The sequence below is a fragment of the Microbulbifer epialgicus genome (assembly GCF_041447265.1).
Taxonomy (GTDB): domain Bacteria; phylum Pseudomonadota; class Gammaproteobacteria; order Pseudomonadales; family Cellvibrionaceae; genus Microbulbifer; species Microbulbifer epialgicus.
The window spans coordinates 154,975-171,867 of the sequence record NZ_JBGMEK010000004.1; the positions used below are offsets into that span (position 1 = coordinate 154,975).

Annotated in this window: 18 protein-coding genes and 1 pseudogene; 11 read left to right on the forward strand and 8 right to left on the reverse strand. The window is 53.6% G+C overall.

The window, feature by feature from the left end:
- Nucleotides 1-78: 78 nt before the first annotated feature.
- Complete coding sequence (locus tag ACCI49_RS03730) at nt 79-2,037, forward strand: alpha/beta hydrolase family protein (protein WP_371837634.1); 1,959 nt, start codon at nt 79-81, stop codon at nt 2,035-2,037.
- 73 nt (nt 2,038-2,110) lie between these two features.
- Here the strand turns inward: ACCI49_RS03730 and ACCI49_RS03735 are convergent, their stop codons facing one another.
- The 3 genes from ACCI49_RS03735 to ACCI49_RS03745 all read right to left on the reverse strand — a co-directional run bounded on the left by ACCI49_RS03735 (nt 2,111) and on the right by ACCI49_RS03745 (nt 3,729).
- Nucleotides 2,111-2,488, reverse strand: a complete 378-nt coding sequence (locus ACCI49_RS03735; protein ID WP_371837635.1) for a hypothetical protein — start codon at nt 2,486-2,488, stop codon at nt 2,111-2,113.
- A gap of 6 nt (nt 2,489-2,494) precedes the next feature.
- Nucleotides 2,495-3,046 (reverse strand): flavodoxin, encoded by a 552-nt coding sequence (locus tag ACCI49_RS03740; protein WP_371837662.1) that lies wholly within the window; start codon nt 3,044-3,046, stop codon nt 2,495-2,497.
- A gap of 215 nt (nt 3,047-3,261) precedes the next feature.
- Nucleotides 3,262-3,729 (reverse strand): Spy/CpxP family protein refolding chaperone, encoded by a 468-nt coding sequence (locus ACCI49_RS03745; protein ID WP_371837636.1) that lies wholly within the window; start codon nt 3,727-3,729, stop codon nt 3,262-3,264.
- Nucleotides 3,730-3,897: 168 nt separating this feature from the next.
- Here ACCI49_RS03745 and ACCI49_RS03750 point away from each other — a divergent pair, with 168 nt between their 5' ends.
- The 3 genes from ACCI49_RS03750 to ACCI49_RS03760 all read left to right on the forward strand — a co-directional run bounded on the left by ACCI49_RS03750 (nt 3,898) and on the right by ACCI49_RS03760 (nt 6,784).
- Complete coding sequence (locus ACCI49_RS03750) at nt 3,898-4,602, forward strand: response regulator (RefSeq protein WP_371837637.1); 705 nt, start codon at nt 3,898-3,900, stop codon at nt 4,600-4,602.
- Nucleotides 4,603-4,614: 12 nt separating this feature from the next.
- The gene (locus ACCI49_RS03755) at nt 4,615-5,991 is read left to right on the forward strand and encodes an ATP-binding protein (RefSeq protein ID WP_371837638.1); all 1,377 of its coding nucleotides are present in this window, start codon (nt 4,615-4,617) and stop codon (nt 5,989-5,991) included.
- Between the two features lie 88 nt (nt 5,992-6,079).
- The gene (locus ACCI49_RS03760) at nt 6,080-6,784 is read left to right on the forward strand and encodes an SRPBCC family protein (RefSeq protein ID WP_371837639.1); all 705 of its coding nucleotides are present in this window, start codon (nt 6,080-6,082) and stop codon (nt 6,782-6,784) included.
- 70 nt (nt 6,785-6,854) lie between these two features.
- Here ACCI49_RS03760 and rluB read toward each other — a convergent pair whose 3' ends face one another.
- The 5 genes and pseudogenes from rluB to ACCI49_RS03785 form a co-directional block, all read right to left on the reverse strand.
- Complete coding sequence (gene rluB / locus ACCI49_RS03765) at nt 6,855-7,712, reverse strand: 23S rRNA pseudouridine(2605) synthase RluB (RefSeq protein WP_371837640.1); 858 nt, start codon at nt 7,710-7,712, stop codon at nt 6,855-6,857.
- Complete coding sequence (scpB, locus tag ACCI49_RS03770) at nt 7,709-8,902, reverse strand: SMC-Scp complex subunit ScpB (protein ID WP_371837641.1); 1,194 nt, start codon at nt 8,900-8,902, stop codon at nt 7,709-7,711. The genes rluB and scpB overlap by 4 nt, the downstream gene beginning before the upstream one ends.
- A 212-nt stretch (nt 8,903-9,114) precedes the next feature.
- Nucleotides 9,115-9,909 (reverse strand): annotated as a pseudogene (locus ACCI49_RS03775) (segregation and condensation protein A); the annotation flags it as partial.
- A gap of 156 nt (nt 9,910-10,065) precedes the next feature.
- Nucleotides 10,066-10,689 (reverse strand): L-threonylcarbamoyladenylate synthase, encoded by a 624-nt coding sequence (locus tag ACCI49_RS03780; protein WP_371837642.1) that lies wholly within the window; start codon nt 10,687-10,689, stop codon nt 10,066-10,068.
- Between the two features lie 110 nt (nt 10,690-10,799).
- The gene (locus tag ACCI49_RS03785; RefSeq protein ID WP_371837643.1) at nt 10,800-11,714 is read right to left on the reverse strand and encodes a PHP domain-containing protein; all 915 of its coding nucleotides are present in this window, start codon (nt 11,712-11,714) and stop codon (nt 10,800-10,802) included.
- 253 nt (nt 11,715-11,967) lie between these two features.
- Here ACCI49_RS03785 and ACCI49_RS03790 point away from each other — a divergent pair, with 253 nt between their 5' ends.
- The 7 genes from ACCI49_RS03790 (at nt 11,968) to rlmB (ending at nt 16,879) form a co-directional block, all read left to right on the forward strand.
- Complete coding sequence (locus tag ACCI49_RS03790) at nt 11,968-12,687, forward strand: VC0807 family protein (protein ID WP_371837644.1); 720 nt, start codon at nt 11,968-11,970, stop codon at nt 12,685-12,687.
- A 38-nt stretch (nt 12,688-12,725) separates the two neighbouring features.
- Nucleotides 12,726-13,025 (forward strand): YciI family protein, encoded by a 300-nt coding sequence (locus ACCI49_RS03795; protein WP_371837645.1) that lies wholly within the window; start codon nt 12,726-12,728, stop codon nt 13,023-13,025.
- Between the two features lie 31 nt (nt 13,026-13,056).
- Entirely contained in the window at nt 13,057-13,737 is a 681-nt protein-coding gene (locus ACCI49_RS03800) for a TIGR04211 family SH3 domain-containing protein (protein WP_371837646.1), read from the forward strand.
- Nucleotides 13,738-13,875: 138 nt separating this feature from the next.
- The gene (locus tag ACCI49_RS03805; RefSeq protein ID WP_371837647.1) at nt 13,876-14,469 is read left to right on the forward strand and encodes a peptidylprolyl isomerase; all 594 of its coding nucleotides are present in this window, start codon (nt 13,876-13,878) and stop codon (nt 14,467-14,469) included.
- Between the two features lie 3 nt (nt 14,470-14,472).
- Nucleotides 14,473-15,231, forward strand: coding sequence for a pyridoxine 5'-phosphate synthase (locus tag ACCI49_RS03810; RefSeq protein ID WP_371837648.1), 759 nt, complete (start codon nt 14,473-14,475; stop codon nt 15,229-15,231).
- The gene (locus tag ACCI49_RS03815) at nt 15,231-16,100 is read left to right on the forward strand and encodes a Rossmann-like and DUF2520 domain-containing protein (RefSeq protein ID WP_371837649.1); all 870 of its coding nucleotides are present in this window, start codon (nt 15,231-15,233) and stop codon (nt 16,098-16,100) included. Before ACCI49_RS03810 ends, ACCI49_RS03815 begins: the two co-directional genes overlap by 1 nt.
- Nucleotides 16,097-16,879, forward strand: coding sequence for a 23S rRNA (guanosine(2251)-2'-O)-methyltransferase RlmB (gene rlmB / locus ACCI49_RS03820; protein ID WP_371837650.1), 783 nt, complete (start codon nt 16,097-16,099; stop codon nt 16,877-16,879). The genes ACCI49_RS03815 and rlmB overlap by 4 nt, the downstream gene beginning before the upstream one ends.
- Nucleotides 16,880-16,893: the final 14 nt, after the last annotated feature.

A 16,893-nucleotide genomic window follows, 5' to 3' on the forward strand; every position in this document is an offset into this window, starting at 1 on the left:
CCAAGAGTCCGCCCGACTAGTTTCTTTAGCTAACATCGTAGCGCATAATTAGTTTGCTGAATAACAGGAACAGTACTAATGCACAAGTTAATTGTATTTTTAGTTTTCTTTTGGACTTCTCAGGCCTTTGGTACTCAAGTGCCTCTTTCAGATTTGGTACGCCATAGAAATATCCAAGAAATAAAAATATCACCTGCTGGCACTCACATTGCGGTCAAAAGACTGCACAAGGGCAAGAGAGTACTTGTTTTCATGTCACTCAACCCACTTGACATAACCGGTGTTTTGAATTTATGGGGAGATATGGAAGTAGGCAATTTCTACTGGGCAAATGATGAAAGAGTTGTTGCAGAGATATGGTCTCGTAGAGGTGCCCTAGAAAGCCCAGTATCCTATGGTAATCTTTGGGCTATCAATTACGATGGAAAACGCGGGAAAAATATATTTGGATACTTAGCAGGTGAAAGACAGCTGGGAACTCGCATCCCTAAAGCCAAATCAACAAATGCTCACGCCACGATAATAGACCCCCTTCCTCACAAAAAGAATGAAATCCTAGTATCCACTACTCCTTGGGTAAGGGATCGGGAAACTGCGGGAGAAGTTCTGAGGATTAACATTTACAGTGGTGTAAAGAAAAAAGTCGCCGGGCTTCCGCAGGCCTCTGGAAGAGCCTACACAGATAGAAGAGGTAATCTGTCTTTTGCTACAGGAACAGATAAAAACAATAATTATCAGCTCTACAAGAAAGCAGAGGATGGCTGGACTAGAATAGAAGATAAAACTCTAGCCCAGGGTAGACCGGTTGGAATAGACCATGACAACAATGAATTTTACTTTGTGATTGACCGCCCCCAGAAAACAGAGCAACTAGTAAAACTCAATCCAGAAACAAACAACCTAACTAATGTATTTAGTCATGAAATCACTGACATTAACGGCATTATTTATAGCCCTGACAAAAAGCCAATAGGTGTATACCTACACCCTACCTACCCTACCGAACATTTTTTTGATGAAGGCAATGGCTTTGCAGCTTATTTTCGCGGCATCAAGAAAGCTTTCGAAGGGTATAGAGTCAGGTTTACCAGTTTCACCTCGGATGGCACCAAAGGAATCTTGGAGGTTTACGGTGACCGGCTTCCTGGGGATTACTTTTTAGTTGACATAAAAACAAAAAAGATTGATTTTATTGCCTCTTCCTCTAAATGGTTAGATCCACTTGAATTAAACCCCATGCTGGCTGACTTCTTCATTTCAGAAGATGAATTCCGGATAGGCACTTATCTAACCTTTCCTAAAAACTCAAAAGAGAAACTCCCAATGGTAGTCATACCACATGGAGGCCCCCATTCTCGTGATTATTGGAAATACAACCAGAAAGCTCAGATACTCTCCCAGAATGGCTACTTAGTCCTTCAGGTTAACTTTCGCGGTTCAACAGGCTACGGCGACCACTTTTATACTGCTGGAGAACGAGAGTGGGGAGGAAAAATTCAAAAGGACATAGCCGACGCCGTTCACTGGGCAATAGAAAAAGGCTATGCAGACCCAGAGAGAGTTTGTATTTACGGTGCCAGCTTTGGGGGCTACTCCGCCCTAATGAATCCGATCAGATACCCAGGCTTGTATAAGTGTGCCGCAGGCTATGTGGGTGTTTATAATCTGGAGATGATGTACAAGAAGGGGGACATCAAGCGTCGCGATAGGGGGCTAGCCTACCTTAAAAGGGAGCTGAGTAAAGATAAGAACTTCCTTAAGGAAAACTCCCCAATCCACAATACTGACAAACTCAATATTCCCTTATTTATCATACATGGCAGGCTTGATGAACGAGCCCCCATTGAACATGCCGAGGAGCTATTAGAAAAACTTGAAAAAGAAGGGAAGCCTGCAAAAAGCCTTATTGTCGCCAATGAAGGGCACGGGTTTTATAGCGAGGAAAACAATATGAGACTTTATACAGAACTGCTAGCTTTTCTTGATAAGCACATCGGTGTTGGGTCAGTAGAAAAACAGCCAGCTGTAAACCAGTAATAAGCTAATACCACCCCAGATTTTCCAGCACCAGTTGAGCTATCAACTGGTGCTTTCACAAAGAAACGACCTTTTAATGAAGCTGCCCTGAAGCCTGGGGGGGCTCCTCGACGGGACTCACTGGCTCGTCTAAGCCATGTGACAGTACAAAATAATAAATGACCTGCATCTGCCCGTGGATTTCTGTCATCAGGTCGAAGTTAAACTCGCCCCTCTCCCCTGGGCCCACTTGTACAGAAGCAATATGTGAGGGCTCGATAAAAAATTCCGCTACCGGGCGCTTGCCGCGCATCACTTGTACAAGCAGTGTGCGGGTATCCTCCTCTGCAAAGCGCCAGTAGTAGTCATCATCATCGTAAACGACGCTCTCTGGAGTGCCGGCCCGGAGAATGCAGTTGGGATGCTCGGCCAACCAGGGCCAGAACTCTTTAAAGGGGATCGTCTGTGGCATGAAGATTTAGTCATCCAGCTCAACGACACTGGCGGCACCGCCTTCAAGGTTAAACTCGTCGGCTATCTGTTTGCACCAGAGGTTAAGACGCTCGCCAGTCAACTCTTCCTGTTGGTCCTCATCAATAGCGAGGCCCATAAACTTGCCCTCGCGCTCAATTTCCGCTTTTGAGGCCTCAAATTCATAGCCTTCAGTAGACCAGAAACCGACAATGGTCGCTCCTCGCCCGACAATCACATCGTGCAACATGCCCATAGCATCGAGGAAGTAATCGCCGTAGCCGAACTGGTCGCCCAAGCCGAAAAGGGCCACAGTCTTGCCGCTGAAATCGATTTCCTGCACGTCCTCCCAGAACTCCTCCCAGTCGGATTGGATCTGACCGAAGTCCCAGGTGGGAATACCGAAAATGAGCTGCTGGTAATTGGCGATATCCAGCTGGGTGACATCGGCAATATCAAACAGGTCGACCCTCTCCTCGCCCAGGCGGGCGCGGATGCGCAGGGCTATGGATTCGGTGTTACCTTCGTCACTGCCATAAAACAAGCCGATTTTGCTCACAGTCATTCCTCTCCGCCCTTACCGGGCCACACTAGATACCTATTTGCGAGGCGGCGTATTCTCCCAGCAATGGCTGGATGCGGCAAGCGGAGTCAGGAAAGATGGGAAAAGGGGACAAAAAAGGCCCCCGAAATGGGGGCAAGGGGTATTGAACCTACCGGGCCTCTGGGAAGGGTACGCCCGGCGGATCGCACAAGGAGTCTATGGCTGGGGGGTCAGGAGTCTGAAGATCGACGTTCACGGCGCTGCTCGCGCCACTTCATCCGGCGCTCTTTGCGTTCTGCCTTCAGTTCTTCAAGCTTAGCTTTCTGCTCATCGGTGAGGATCGCCTCGAACTGCTGGCGCATCTGGTAGTGATTCTGCATCTGCTGTACTTTCAGCCTGCCCAATTCGACACCTAGCTGGTCCAGGTTGGCTTGGTCAGCGCCGGATTCGATGGCAGAATGGATCTGCTTACGCAGTTCATTTAGCCGTTCACGCTGAACTTTACTCGCCTCACGGGTACCATCGCGATTGGCTTTTAGCTGGGCTTTCTGCCCCTCAGTCAGCTGTAGTTCACGGGCCATGTGCTCAAAGCCGCGCTTATGGTGGTCCTCACTCCCGCCAAATGCCATGCTCGCTGCGGGGAAGGCCAAAACACCTGCCAAGGCCAGACTACCTACTGCCAGTTTCCAGTTCTTCATCGCTCCATCCTCTCGTTTACATACAGTGATTTCATAATAAGTCTGGCCAGTGTAAACAGGGGCAAACCGCGGTAAACATTTGTTAAGAACGGTAAAAAGCCCATTGGGCGGCGATATCTAGCGCCAGCACTTTGCATATAATGGCCCAACAGTAACTGAGTGAACGCCATGAGCCGAATCCTTCTGATCGACGACGATACTGAACTGACCGACCTGCTAAAAGAATTTCTCACCGGCGAGGGGTTTGAGGTAACCGCGGCCAACGATGGCGGCCGCGGGCTGGAACTGGCCCAGAGCCAATGCTTTGACGCTCTGGTGCTGGATGTGATGCTACCAGTGCACAGCGGTTTTGACGTTCTGCGCAAACTGCGCGAGGAGGCCTCTCCCAGCAGTCGATCACTACCAGTCATTATGCTTACCGCCAAAGGTGATACGGTTGACCGCATTGTTGGCCTGGAGATGGGGGCCGATGACTACCTGCCCAAACCCTGCAACCCACGGGAACTAGCTGCGCGCTTGCGCGCAATACTGCGCCGTGGCCGGGTCGAGATGGAGGAAAGTGACGACAGTCTCAATAGTGGCCAACTGCGACTGCTGCCCGCTGAGCACCAGGCTTACTGGAGCGAACAGCCCCTATCCCTCACTGGCGCCGAGTTTTCCGTTCTAAAGGTGTTGGTGCAGCACGCCGGAGATGTGGTGGGCAAAGAGGTCCTGACCGAAAGTGCGCTGGGGCGCAAGCTGATGCCCTATGATCGCTCAATTGACGTGCATGTCAGCAATATCCGTAAGAAGCTCGCAGACAAGGGCGCCAGTCGCGATTTGATTATCAATATCCGTGGCGCCGGTTATATGCTCACCCAGGGCAAGCAATAGGTAGTTCCTGCAATGCGCAGCCTCTTCTGGAAAATGTTTTTTGGCGCATGGATTACCGCCATGGTCATGGTGGTTGCCGCCATCTACATTACTCACTTTGGCGAATTCGGTGACCCCCGCCAGGAGGAGCGCTGGGAGGGACCCGCACTATTCCGCGAAGTAATGCGCAATATGCGTATTGCCCGCCGCCATGGACCCGAGCAGTTCCAACACTGGCTTGAGAGAGCCCCAAGGAAGGTACAACGGCGGGTCTACGCAGTAGACCACCTGGGTAATGACCTGATGGGCCGCCCGATTCCCGCCGGTATGGAACCACTGATCAACAGCCTGGATTACCGCAATCGCGAGGCGCACATGCTGGTGGATAACAAACCCACTGTGGGCTTCTTTCTGCCAATGCGTACCGGCGACCCCCTACGCATCGCCCTGGTAGCCGGAGACAGTAAAGAGGGGCTGCTGCTGCGCTTCCTGTGGCGCAATTTCTGGCCCATGCTACTGCTCTCCATGATCGCCTCTGGCGTCGCCTGCTACTGGCTGGCCAGCTATCTGAGCCGCCCCCTGGAGCAACTTCGGGCCGCCACCCAACGAGTAGCCGCCGGCGAATTAGACTATCGGGTTGCCCCCAGTCTGCGCACCCGCAACGATGAACTGACCGACCTGGCACTGGATTTTGATTCTATGACCGCACAACTGCAGGAGTCCATGTCCGAACAGCGCCGCTTAATCAAAGACGTATCGCACGAATTGCGCTCACCACTAGCACGACTTCAGGTAGCCTTAGCCATTGCCCGCCAGAAGCAAGTGGCCGCTCTTGACACTGAGCTTGACAAGATCGGCAAGGCCGCCGATTACCTGGAAGATATCATTGCCGATGTATTATCCCTCCCAGTCAGTAGTCAAGAACAGCGCCCATTGGATGATGTCGTCGAGCTAAACAGCTTGCTCTCAGCATTAATGGACGACCTGCACAACGAAGCTGAAGAAAAAGGCCTGAGCTTCGACGTGAGTACCAATGGCGAGGAATTACTCGTAGCCACGCGCGGAAGCTCTCTCACTGCAGCACTGGAAAATATCCTGCGTAACGCCATTAAGTACAGTCCCTCGGGCGGGCTTGTGCGGGTGCTTGTGAGGGAAACCGGGGACTCCTGCTGCATCTCAGTAATCGACTCGGGGACTGGGGTGGATGAGGATGAGCTGGGTGCCATATTCCGCCCCTTCTACCGCACAGACAGCGCACGAACCCGTGAGAGCGGTGGCTTTGGCCTGGGACTGGCTATCGCCCAGCGGACCTTACTGCACCACGGAGGCAGTATCACGGCACGCAATAGTGCCGGTGCGGGCCTATGTGTCGAGATTAAACTGCCACTTCTACATATAGCCGACGATTAAGCGGCGTAAAAACTGCTATAACCAGTCTATCGCCAGTGGGTTGCTGGCGATCGCGGCTGTGTGCCCGCCAATAGCAAAGGAACCCGCTATGCGCTGGATCATCTATATCCTGATCTTTTTGGTATTGTTACTACTCGCCGGATATCTATTCCCTCGCGAAGTAACCCTCGAGCGCAGCATCTATATCGACAAACCGCCCCAGGCCGTCTTTCCCTACGTCAACAACTTTCACAAATTCAACAGCTGGTCCCCCTGGCGGAATATCGACCCATCAATGCAATACAAATACAGTGGACCAGAAGAGGGAGTGGGTGCCGAAATGAGTTGGCGTGGTGAAAATTCCAAGGAGGGGAGCGGTAGTCAAACTATTATCGCCAGCACGCCAAACTCTATGGTTCGCACCAAGCTGGCTTTCGGTGACGGCAGCACAGCGGAGGCCGAATTCAAGCTGCTACCGGAGGGAGATGGCACCCAGATCACCTGGGGCTTCAATAGCGATACCGGTGGCGGCCCGCGGGAGCGCTGGATGGGCCTGGCTGTGAAAAAAATGGTGGGCGAGTCCTACGAGCAGGGACTGACAAAACTCAAGAACCTCCTGGAGTCCAGCGACAATACGGGCAAAAAAGACACATCAGAAGCCGCCAGCCAGGAAAGTAACGACACCACCGATTCCGTCTCGGATATTCCCTCGGATGTGGACGACGCCATGGGGGGCGGTCCACAGGGTGTGCAGTCAGAAATGCAAAATCAACAGCAGGAAGAGGCTGGGGAAACACCGGAGAATGAACCATAGCTTGAGCCTGCATCGAAATGACAGCCTCCCAATAAAAAAGCCCGCTGACCGCGGGCCTTCTCAATGCAATTCAAGGTTTGTCACGGCGCTGTGCCGGCACTGGCGACTTGCGCAATTTGCGGCGCTGGCGCTCCAGAGTCTGCTTTTCCCCCTGAGTCAGGGGGCGCTGGCCAAGCTTGGGGAGGCCGGCGGTAACACACAGATCATCAATTTCGCGGGGTTCCATCTCAATCCACTGACCCACGCGCACGTGGGAGGGAATAAATACACTGCCGTAACGCACTCTCTTGAGGCGGCTCACACGCACGCCCTGGGACTCCCATAGGCGTCGTACTTCGCGGTTGCGCCCTTCCATAACGACACAATAAAACCAGCGGTTTCTGCCCTCACCACCGCTCTCGACAATATCGGTAAAGCGCGCCGGACCATCATCCAGCAACACTCCTTTAACCAGGCGTTTTTTCATCTCATCGTCCACCTCGCCCTGGATACGCACCAGATACTCGCGATCGATCACTGAGGAAGGATGCATCAATTTGTTGGCCAACTCACCACTATTGGTAAACAGCAGCAGGCCACTGGTATTGAAATCCAAGCGCCCCACAGAAATCCAGCGTCCGGTCTTCAGCCTTGGCAGGCGATCATAGACAGTCGGCCGCCCCTCAGGGTCGTGGCGTGAGCAAATTTCACCGACCGGCTTGTTATAAAGTATGACCCGGCAGCGATTACCTTCCGTCGAGGGCAGGCGCCGGCCATCAAATTCGATTTGGTCGTGATCCGTTACCCGCTCTCCGAGCTCCGCCACTTTTCCGTTTATCGTCACGCGGCCAGCATCGATCGCGCGCTCCATCTCGCGCCGTGAACCAAGGCCACTGCGCGCCAATACCTTCTGCAATTTTTCGCCTGCTGGCGAGGTGCCATCACTCATGGGGTGGTATTTTCCACTTGCACTACATCTTGGGAATCTTCATCGACGTCAGCACTGTCTTCGGCCCGCTCTCCTGAGCCGGACTCGCTCGCTGTGTCGTTATCGCCAAACAGGCTGCTTGGCGGCAGTGTTGCCGCTATCGGGGCTGTGCTATGCGCCTCCATCACCTGTTCAGTCTCACTCTTTTCTACTTGCGGGTCTGCGCTAGGTGCCTCTGTATCAACAGCATTCAAATCCCCTGACGCCTCTTCTTCCTGGTCCCGCTCTACCTCCATCGCTACCAGAGATGCTGCGGCCTCCACCGCATCATCCAGATCGCCAACTGCTATTTCTTCATCAATTTCATCCCGCGCCACTGGCTCCTGTAGTTCAACTTCTTCAACAGGAGCATCCGTTTCTGCGACAATTTCCTCTACTAGCGCTTCAACTCGCACATCTTCATCAATATATTCAGGCTCGCTATCAATATCGCCCACTGACTCCTCAGCAACAATATCAACAACTTCTTCTTCAGAATCCTCCTGGGCTTCCAGCTCTCCACTTTCTGCGGAAACCTCACCGCTAATTTGCGACAACTCATTACCTGCGCTATCAGTCTCTGCCGTGGCAATCTCCTCTGGGGACAACCCCTCCGCTTCGAGGATCTTGTTGAGGCTCTCTATATCGCGAATCTCAGCCAGGGTTGGCAAATCGTCCAGGGAGCTTAGGTTAAAGTAATCCAGAAATTCCCGCGTTGTCGCATACAGCGATGGTTTACCAGGCACATCACGATGGCCAACTACCTTGATCCAACCGCGCTCAAGCAGAGTTTTGACAATCTGCGAACTCACCGCAACACCGCGAATTTCTTCAATATCGCCGCGGGTAACCGGTTGGCGATAGGCAATAATCGCCAAGGTTTCCAGGGTCGCGCGCGAATATCTCTGCGCCTTTTCCTCCCACAAGCGATTCACCCAAGGTGCCAAGTCCTCGGGTACCTGGAATCGCCAGCCTGTGCCCACTTTCTTGAGTTCGAAACCGCGCCCCGCACAATCTTGCGCTATAGCTTCAAGAATATCTCTCAGGGTTGTCTTGGAGGGCTGCTCCTCTTCGTCAAGCAGCGACAACAACTTTTCTTCACTGAGAGGCTGTCCGGCCGCCAGCAGGGCGCCCTCTACAATTCTGCGCAGCAATTCCGGAGCGATTGTCATCTTCTAATTTCTAACTCTGATACTTTCACGGAAATTTATCCGACGCGCGCCACTATTTACGCGTCCACTAATTCTTCTGTTGGTAGTCCGATTATCTCTGCCGTCGATAATTCTTCGTCAGCGGGAAGCATCTCGCCCATTTCCAGCTCTGCGCCACTATCAACCTCCAAGCTCTGTTCACTCTGGTCATCACTACGACCAGCATCATCATCCTGGCCAGCGGTTCGCACATGAATAGGGCCGAAAGCCTCATTCTGCACCAACTCGACCAGAGACTCTTTTACCAACTCCATTACCGCAAGGAAGGTAACCACCACACCGAGCCGGCCTTCCTCAACAGTAAATAAGCTGACGAAGGGCACAAACTGGCCGTGACGAATCTGGTCCAGCACCTGGGTCATCCGCTCGCGGGTAGACAGCTTCTCTCGTTCAACCTGGTGGCTTTCAAACATATCTGCACGACGCAGCACATCCGCCAAGGCGACCAGAACTTCTTTGAGTTCTACATCCGGGTCGGGACGGGTGATACTGCGGTCGGGGCCCTCAGCATTGGCTTGGTGAATATCGCGCCCCATGCGCGGAATTTCATCGAGATCCTCCGCCGCGGTTTTGAAGCGCTCATACTCCTGCAGGCGACGAATCAGTGCGGCACGGGGGTCCTCACCCTCCTCCTCTTCAGCTTCCGGAGGTCGTGGCAGCAGCATACGCGACTTGATCTCGGCAAGCATGGCCGCCATCACCAGATACTCGGCCGCCAGCTCAAATCGTATCGACGTCATCATCTCTACGTAAGCCATATACTGGCGAGTGATGTCCGATACGTTAATTTCGAGAATATCCAAATTCTGGCGACGAATCAGATATAAAAGCAGGTCCAAAGGTCCTTCGAAGGCCTCCAGAATGACTTCCAGCGCATCAGGCGGAATAAATAGATCGGGGGGAAGGTCGGTAAAAGCTTCCCCCAACACCAGTGCTACAGGCGCCTCTTCCGTATCGCCTGCCTGAATTTGCGCGGTCTCCGGGGGAGCCTCAGCAGAGTCGCCCTCACTCGCCGCAACTTCGGCAAGCACCTGCTCTTCCACCTCGGCTAGTAATTCTTCACTGGACACCCTGCCCGCCCCTCGAAAGTGCAAACGCGCGATTATACACTAGCGCGGCACTATTCAGCCCAGAATTTCGTCAGTCGCTCCGCAGCCCTGGCGAATCAGCTTGGGCTCATCACCAGTAAGGTCGACCACGGTGGTAGGCTCCATACCGCAGAATCCCCCATCGATTACCAGTTCCACTTGGTGCTCAAGGGTATCGCGGATATCGTAGGGGTCAGTAAGGGGCTGCACATCTCCCGGCATGATCAAACTGCAGCTCATCAAGGGCTCTCCTGCCGCTTCAATCAAGGCCAGGGCCACCTTATTGTCGGGTACCCGAATACCGATAGTTTTTCGCTTCGGGTGGATCAGGCGTCGCGGCACTTCTGCAGTGGCCGGCATAATAAATGTATAGGAGCCTGGCGTGTGGTTCTTGAGGAGGCGGAACATCTGGTTATCCACCTTGGCATAGGTGGCCAATTCCGATAGGTCCCGGCACATTAAGGTAAAATTGTGCTGTTTATCCAGCTGCCGCAGTGCGCGAATACGCTCCACCGCCAGCTTTTCTCCCAAGCGACAACCAATGGCATAGGCGGAATCTGTAGGATAAACAATAACCCCCCCTGCGTTTACGATGTCTGCAGCCTGCGCAATCAGGCGCCCTTGAGGATTATCCGGATGAATCTGAAAAAACTGCGCCACAAAAGCCCCCCAAGCCTTTAATGAATTGAAACCTCTTTACGGGCATTGGCAGGCCCGCAGGGGATCTCCGCTCGACAGCACTTCCTACGCCCCAGAAAATGGATGCTGGATTAAGCCATCAAAATATGACCGGGCTGATCCCGGTGCAGAGTGTGCCACAGATTCCACACCGGCTCGACGTCTTCTGGCAGGCGTACGCAACCCAGCTCGCGCCAAAGCTGCTCAGGTTGGTGGAAGTCACTCCCCAGGGAACAGGGTGGCAGAGTGCCATTTATTCCCCCTGTAGCCGAAACCATTAATGTTCTTAGCTCCCGGGTCTGCACTGGGTTTTGGCGACCGCAAAGTAACTCCACCGCATCACCACCGCAACCTAGGAATTCTTGCAACAGGCGCAGCAACTGGGTACGGGATAGGCCGTATTTAAGTGGATGGGCAAGCACCGCACTTCCACCGGCTGCATGAATGGTCTCAATTGTTTTCGCCATCTGCGGCCACTCTACGCGCACATCCCCAATCTTTCCGCTCCCCAGGTAACGCTTGAAGGCGCGTCCCGTATCTTCGACATGGCCCGCCTCGACCATCCAGCGGGCAAAATGGGGGCGCCCCAATACCGAGTCCCCAGCAATACCGCGCCCCCCTTCCAGGGCGCCGGTGAATCCCCGCTGATGCAAACGCTCAGCAATACGTTCAGCGCGCTCACAACGCAACTCCATGCGCTGGCTAATAGCCTCATTCAGTGATTTCGACGTCGGATCTATATTCAGCCCCACAATATGTACCGGACGGCGTCCCCAGCGACTGGAAAATTCGATGCCTGCTATCACGGTCATGTCCAGGCGGTCACCGGCTTCCTGCGCCTCCGCCAAACCATCGACGGTATCGTGGTCGGTGAGTGCCATCAGCGTCACACCCTGGAATTTCGCCCTCGACACCAGCTGCGCAGGACTTAAAATACCATCGGATGCGGTACTGTGGCTGTGCAAGTCAACAAGGTCTGTATTCAAGTCTTCTGACAGGGCTCTCAACAGCGGCTCTCACTCAGCTTGGCAACGGATATCGACACGGTATCCGTCATTTAGGAACAATTTGCCGGCATAACTGTCTCATCGGCATCCGGCGTTTTCAGGGATAGGCCCCGGACCAGTAGTCAGCTTATGGCGACAATAAAGGGCCGGAGTCTGACAGCAGTTTTGTCAGTGCGGAAGTCTTTTTGTGATGGAAGGCATCGTTATACGACCTCCCAGACAGCTTCAGCGGGCATTATCACCGGAATTGAGTATGAGCGAAACGAATTCGACCCTGCCAAACAATGAGAAGCCCAAAAAAGAAGGGCTGCTCAGCAATTTAGCTTTCAATGTCATTATCCCCACTCTGATAATGACAAAACTCTCTGGTGATCAGTGGCTGGGCGCCACCTGGGCCATAGTAGTGGCCCTGGCATTTCCGTTGGGCTATGGACTGCGCGATCTTATGCGCCTCGGCAAGGTCAACTTCTTTTCCGCACTGGGCATCATCGGCATCCTGCTCACCGGCGGTATCAGCCTGCTGGAGCTGGACCCCCAGTACATCGCCATCAAGGAGGCCGCCATCCCCGGCCTGCTCGGCCTTGCCGTTATCGGCTCCACCTATTCGCGCTGGCCCCTGGTAAAGACCCTGCTGTATAACGATCAGATACTCGATACTGCAAAAATTGCCAAGACCCTGCAGTCTAATGGCAATCAACCAGCGTTTGACAGAACCCTGCAACAGACATCCTGGATTGTTGCAGGCTCTTTTTTCTTTTCCTCAACGCTCAATTACATTCTCGCCAAGATGATTGTAAAAAGTCCTCCTGGCACTGAAGCCTACACAACAGAGCTTGGCGAAATGACCGCATATGGATACCTGGTTATCGCGGTACCGTCAGCGCTGATCCTGATGGCGGCACTCTTCTTCCTGTTTTCCCGCATCGGCAAACTCACCGGGCTGAAGCTGGAAGAAGTAATGGTCGCCCAATAACAAGCTTTTCTATCAAACCAACAAGAGCAAGATTCACAATGTGGTACGCAATCATCAGTGAAGATGTTAGCGATAGTCTCCCTTTGCGCAAAAAAGCACGCGCCGATCACCTGGCCAGACTCAGCCGCCTGAAAGATGAAGGCCGCCTTCTGGCCGCCGGTCCACACCCGGCAGTGGACAGCGAAGACCCCGGCGAAATCGGCTTCAGCGGCAGCCTGGTTATTGCAGAGTTTCCCTCTCTGGAAGATGCAAAAGCCTGGGCCGACAGCGACCCATATATCGAAGCCGGGGTCTACGCATCTGTGACTGTCAAGCCATTTAAATTAGTACTGCCTTGATAACAATACAAAAAACAGAAGCTGTATGACCATGAAAAAATTAATGACGAGCCTGCTTGCCGCGACACTGCTCAATGTGGCGCCCTTTTCAGTAAGTGCGGAAACCCGATATATCACCGACCAGCTGCACGTACCCATGCGCTCAGGTAAGGGTAATGGGTTTCGTATTCTCCACCGGGGTCTGCCCAGTGGCACCGAACTTACGATTCTGGAGGATGCTGCGTCCGAAGGATGGACACGTGTGCGTACACCGGGAGGCACTGAGGGCTGGGTAAGACGCCAATATCTGGTTTCCGAACCAGTGGCAAAACTCAGACTGGCAACAGCCGAAGCTAACTTAGCTCGCTTTGAAAAAATGGAAGGTAATCTCGGCGGAGAGGTCCGTCGCCTGGAGGAGGAGAACGGCCAATTGACCAGCTCCCTGAGCGCAGCTCAACAGCAATCAGAGGAACTGGCCGCAGAGTTGAAGGCTCTCAAAACTCTGTCAGCTGACGCCCTGTCCCTCAATGAGCGCCACCAGAAACTCCTGCACCAGCATGAGCTGCTCAAACAGGAAAAAACTATGGCAGAAGCGGAGATTCAACGCCTGTCCGGCAGTGAATCGCACAAATGGTATTTATACGGTGCCTTATCCGTGGCCGTCGGCGCCATTCTTGCAATGCTCGCGCCTCATCTCCGTCCTCGAAAACGCCATTCCGAGTGGGCCAACTGATCTCACTGACAGACGCGGAAATCGCATACTATAAGATCCAGGGGAGCGGCATTGACCGTCCCCCTATCGCCCCACATCCCATACTCGGGCGGGCACGCCGTGGTGTCCGACTCTCTACAACAGACTCAAAGGACAAGGATGATGCGTAAACTTTTTGTGTTGCTGCTCTTTATTTCTTTTGCATTTCCCGCGCTGGCAAAAAATCCTCAGGTGGAATTGAAGACCGATTTAGGCGTAATCCGTATCGAACTCTTCCCCAAAGAGGCCCCGCTCACCGTGGAAAACTTCCTCGCCTATACCGATAGCGGTTTTTATAATGGAATCATTTTCCACCGAATCGTGCCGGGCTTTGTAGTACAAGGGGGTGGCTTTACATTCGACTTTCAGAAAAAAGAAACCCGCGACGCCATCATCAACGAGTCCACCAATGGGCTGCAAAATCTGCGCGGCACTCTTTCTATGGCCAGGACCAATGACCCCGACAGCGCCACCTCGCAGTTTTTCATCAACCTTGTGGATAACACCCGGCTCGATGCTAAAGAAGACAAGCCCGGCTATGCCGTCTTTGGCAAAGTCATAGAGGGGATGGATGTCGTTGAAAAAATGGTTGAGAAGCCACGTGGCCTCTATCGTCAACACCCGAGTGCCCCCAACATCCCCATCCGTATCCTCAACGCCAAACGAGTCAGTGGCGGTGATGAAACTGTGGCCAACAACAGCAAGGGAGAATAAACAGTGATCGCTCTCAGCGTAAATCTCAACAAAATTGCCCTGATCCGCAATTCCCGCGAGGGAAATTTTCCGGATGTTATTGCTCACGGTCGCACCTGCCTGGATGCAGGTGCTCAGGGCATTACCGTGCATCCACGCCCTGACCAGCGCCACATCCGCCCCGGCGACGTGCGTGAGCTGGCCTCCCTGTGCCGGGAGCGGCAAGATGTAGAGTTCAATGTTGAGGGCAACCCCTTCGCCGCCCCCATGGGAGACTATCCCGGTCTGGTGGAACTCGCCCTGGAAAATCAACCCGATCAATGTACTCTGGTCCCGGATAGCACTGACCAGCTGACTTCAGACCACGGCTTTAACCTCAAACTCGACGGACCGCGCCTGGTCCCACAGATTGCAAAATTGAAGAACGCTCGAATTCGCGTCAGTCTGTTTATGGAACCCGACCTGGAGCAGATCAGCCTGGCCAGGGACATTGGCGCCGACCGTATTGAGCTTTACACCGGCCCCTACGCCGAAGCCGTAGCTAGACAGAGTCCAGAGCTGGACGATATCTTTGCCAGCCACTGCGCCGCCGCCGAGCACGCGCGCCAACTTGGCCTCGGCGTTAACGCGGGCCACGACCTCAACCTGGTCAACCTGCCTCGCTACCGTACCCTGCCTGGGCTGCAGGAAGTGTCCATCGGCCATGCAATGACCGTAGATGCCATTGCGATGGGCCTGGAAAATGCGGTTAAAGCCTACCTCGATTGCCTTGCCGGTAACTGATGAAGACACTCAATATCATTGGTGCAGGTCGCCTGGGGAAGACCCTCGGGCGCCTGTGGCAGGAGGCAGGACTTTTCCGGGCTCAATCTATTTATAATCGCAACCTCGACAGTGCGATTGCAGCGGTTGAGTTTATCGGTGCGGGGCAGGCTTCCTGCACCATTGAATCCATGGCCGACGCCGATTATTGGCTGATTTCCTGCATTGATAGCGAGATCGCGGCGGCTGCCGAGCGCCTTGCCGACAAACTGGCACAGCGCGAGGGTATTATCGCTTTTCATTGCAGCGGCGCGCTCAGTTCACAAGTATTAGAAGTTCTGCGTCCGGCCTCCATCGCCAGTGCCCATCCGGTTCATAGCTTCGCAGAACCGCTGCGCTCCCTCTCCACCTTGTCCGGAAGCAGCGTAGCATTGGAAGGAGACAGTTTCGCGATAGCTGCGCTGGATAGTGCATTCAGAGCCATCGGCTGTGAGACACTCACCATCGAGTCACAGCGCAAATCTCTATACCATGCGGGCTCAGTAATTGCCTCCAATTACCTTACCGCACTGATGGATCTCAGTCTGCGCAGTTTCGCCGCAGCCGGCATTGATCGCCACAGCGCCCTTAAGCTTCTCGAACCCATCGTGCTGCAAACTGCCCAGAACAATATGACTCTGGGCCCTGAGAAATCCTTAACAGGCCCTATTGCGCGGGGTGACCTGGAAACTGTTGCCACCCAGGCCGAAAGCCTGGCCTCGGTGGACTCGCAACTGGCACATCACTATCGCCAATTGGGCCTGGCCTGTGTAGAGTTGGCGCGACGCGGCCAGTTATCAGATGAGAGCGCGGCCAGATTGATCGAATTACTGAGTGAGCCGATGCGGTGAAAGACTCCTCTGAGTACCTGAAAAAAAGAGCCTTCTACGACAGCCTTCTGACCATTTACGGGCGCAAGCCGGTACTCGAAGCGCTGGAAGACCCCAGCCTACCTGTGCACAAATTACATTTGGCGAGTAGTAATCGCCGTGACCAGTTAATCAGCCGCATGGAAGCTCTGGCCGAGGAACGCCAGGTAGAAATCGCCCATTGGGACCGCAAAGGGCTCTCACGAATATCCAAGAACTCACGCCAGGACCAGGGAGTGGCACTTGACCTGGCCCTGCCCCACTACGGCACCTGTGAAGCATTTCTTCGCCAATATAAAAATAACAGCGAAAAAAAGCCCTTCGAACTCTTAGCTCTGGATGGTATTACCAACCCGCAGAACCTGGGCATGATTATCCGGTCCGCCTGCGCCGGTGGGATGGACGGTATTATCCTGCCACGCAAAGGATGTGCTCAGATTGATCCATTGGTGATCAAAGCCAGCACTGGAGCCCTGTTTAAAACCCCCATCCTGCGCTGCGAGACCCTGGCAAAATCTCTGGCGGATTTTCGTGAGGCTGGCGCAAGAGTTTGCGGCCTCTCCTCCCATGCAGCTATGACCCTGGCTGAGGTCTCTGGGGAAATGCCCACGATTTTTGTTCTTGGCAATGAAACACGCGGCGTCAGCGATACTGTGGCCGAGCAGTGTAACGAGTTACTGCGTATTCCCATGCACAATGATGTAGAGAGCCTGAACGTAGCGGTCACCGCTGCCTTAATCAGTTTCCGGCGACAACTCTAATTTGGCCAGGGTGG

What these genes read in the sequence shown, in the direction of transcription:
- ACCI49_RS03800 (WP_371837646.1), top strand. Translation starts at nt 13,057, where the DNA reads ATGAAAAAATTAATGACGAGCCTGCTTGCCGCGACACTGCTCAATGTG.
- ACCI49_RS03790 (WP_371837644.1), top strand. Translation starts at nt 11,968, where the DNA reads ATGAGCGAAACGAATTCGACCCTGCCAAACAATGAGAAGCCCAAAAAA.
- ACCI49_RS03815 (WP_371837649.1), top strand. Translation starts at nt 15,231, where the DNA reads ATGAAGACACTCAATATCATTGGTGCAGGTCGCCTGGGGAAGACCCTC.
- ACCI49_RS03805 (WP_371837647.1), top strand. Translation starts at nt 13,876, where the DNA reads ATGATGCGTAAACTTTTTGTGTTGCTGCTCTTTATTTCTTTTGCATTT.
- ACCI49_RS03750 (WP_371837637.1), top strand. Translation starts at nt 3,898, where the DNA reads ATGAGCCGAATCCTTCTGATCGACGACGATACTGAACTGACCGACCTG.
- ACCI49_RS03760 (WP_371837639.1), top strand. Translation starts at nt 6,080, where the DNA reads ATGCGCTGGATCATCTATATCCTGATCTTTTTGGTATTGTTACTACTC.
- ACCI49_RS03735 (WP_371837635.1), bottom strand. Translation starts at nt 2,488, where the DNA reads ATGCCACAGACGATCCCCTTTAAAGAGTTCTGGCCCTGGTTGGCCGAG.
- scpB (WP_371837641.1), bottom strand. Translation starts at nt 8,902, where the DNA reads ATGACAATCGCTCCGGAATTGCTGCGCAGAATTGTAGAGGGCGCCCTG.
- ACCI49_RS03795 (WP_371837645.1), top strand. Translation starts at nt 12,726, where the DNA reads ATGTGGTACGCAATCATCAGTGAAGATGTTAGCGATAGTCTCCCTTTG.
- ACCI49_RS03745 (WP_371837636.1), bottom strand. Translation starts at nt 3,729, where the DNA reads ATGAAGAACTGGAAACTGGCAGTAGGTAGTCTGGCCTTGGCAGGTGTT.
- rluB (WP_371837640.1), bottom strand. Translation starts at nt 7,712, where the DNA reads ATGAGTGATGGCACCTCGCCAGCAGGCGAAAAATTGCAGAAGGTATTG.
- ACCI49_RS03755 (WP_371837638.1), top strand. Translation starts at nt 4,615, where the DNA reads ATGCGCAGCCTCTTCTGGAAAATGTTTTTTGGCGCATGGATTACCGCC.
- ACCI49_RS03730 (WP_371837634.1), top strand. Translation starts at nt 79, where the DNA reads ATGCACAAGTTAATTGTATTTTTAGTTTTCTTTTGGACTTCTCAGGCC.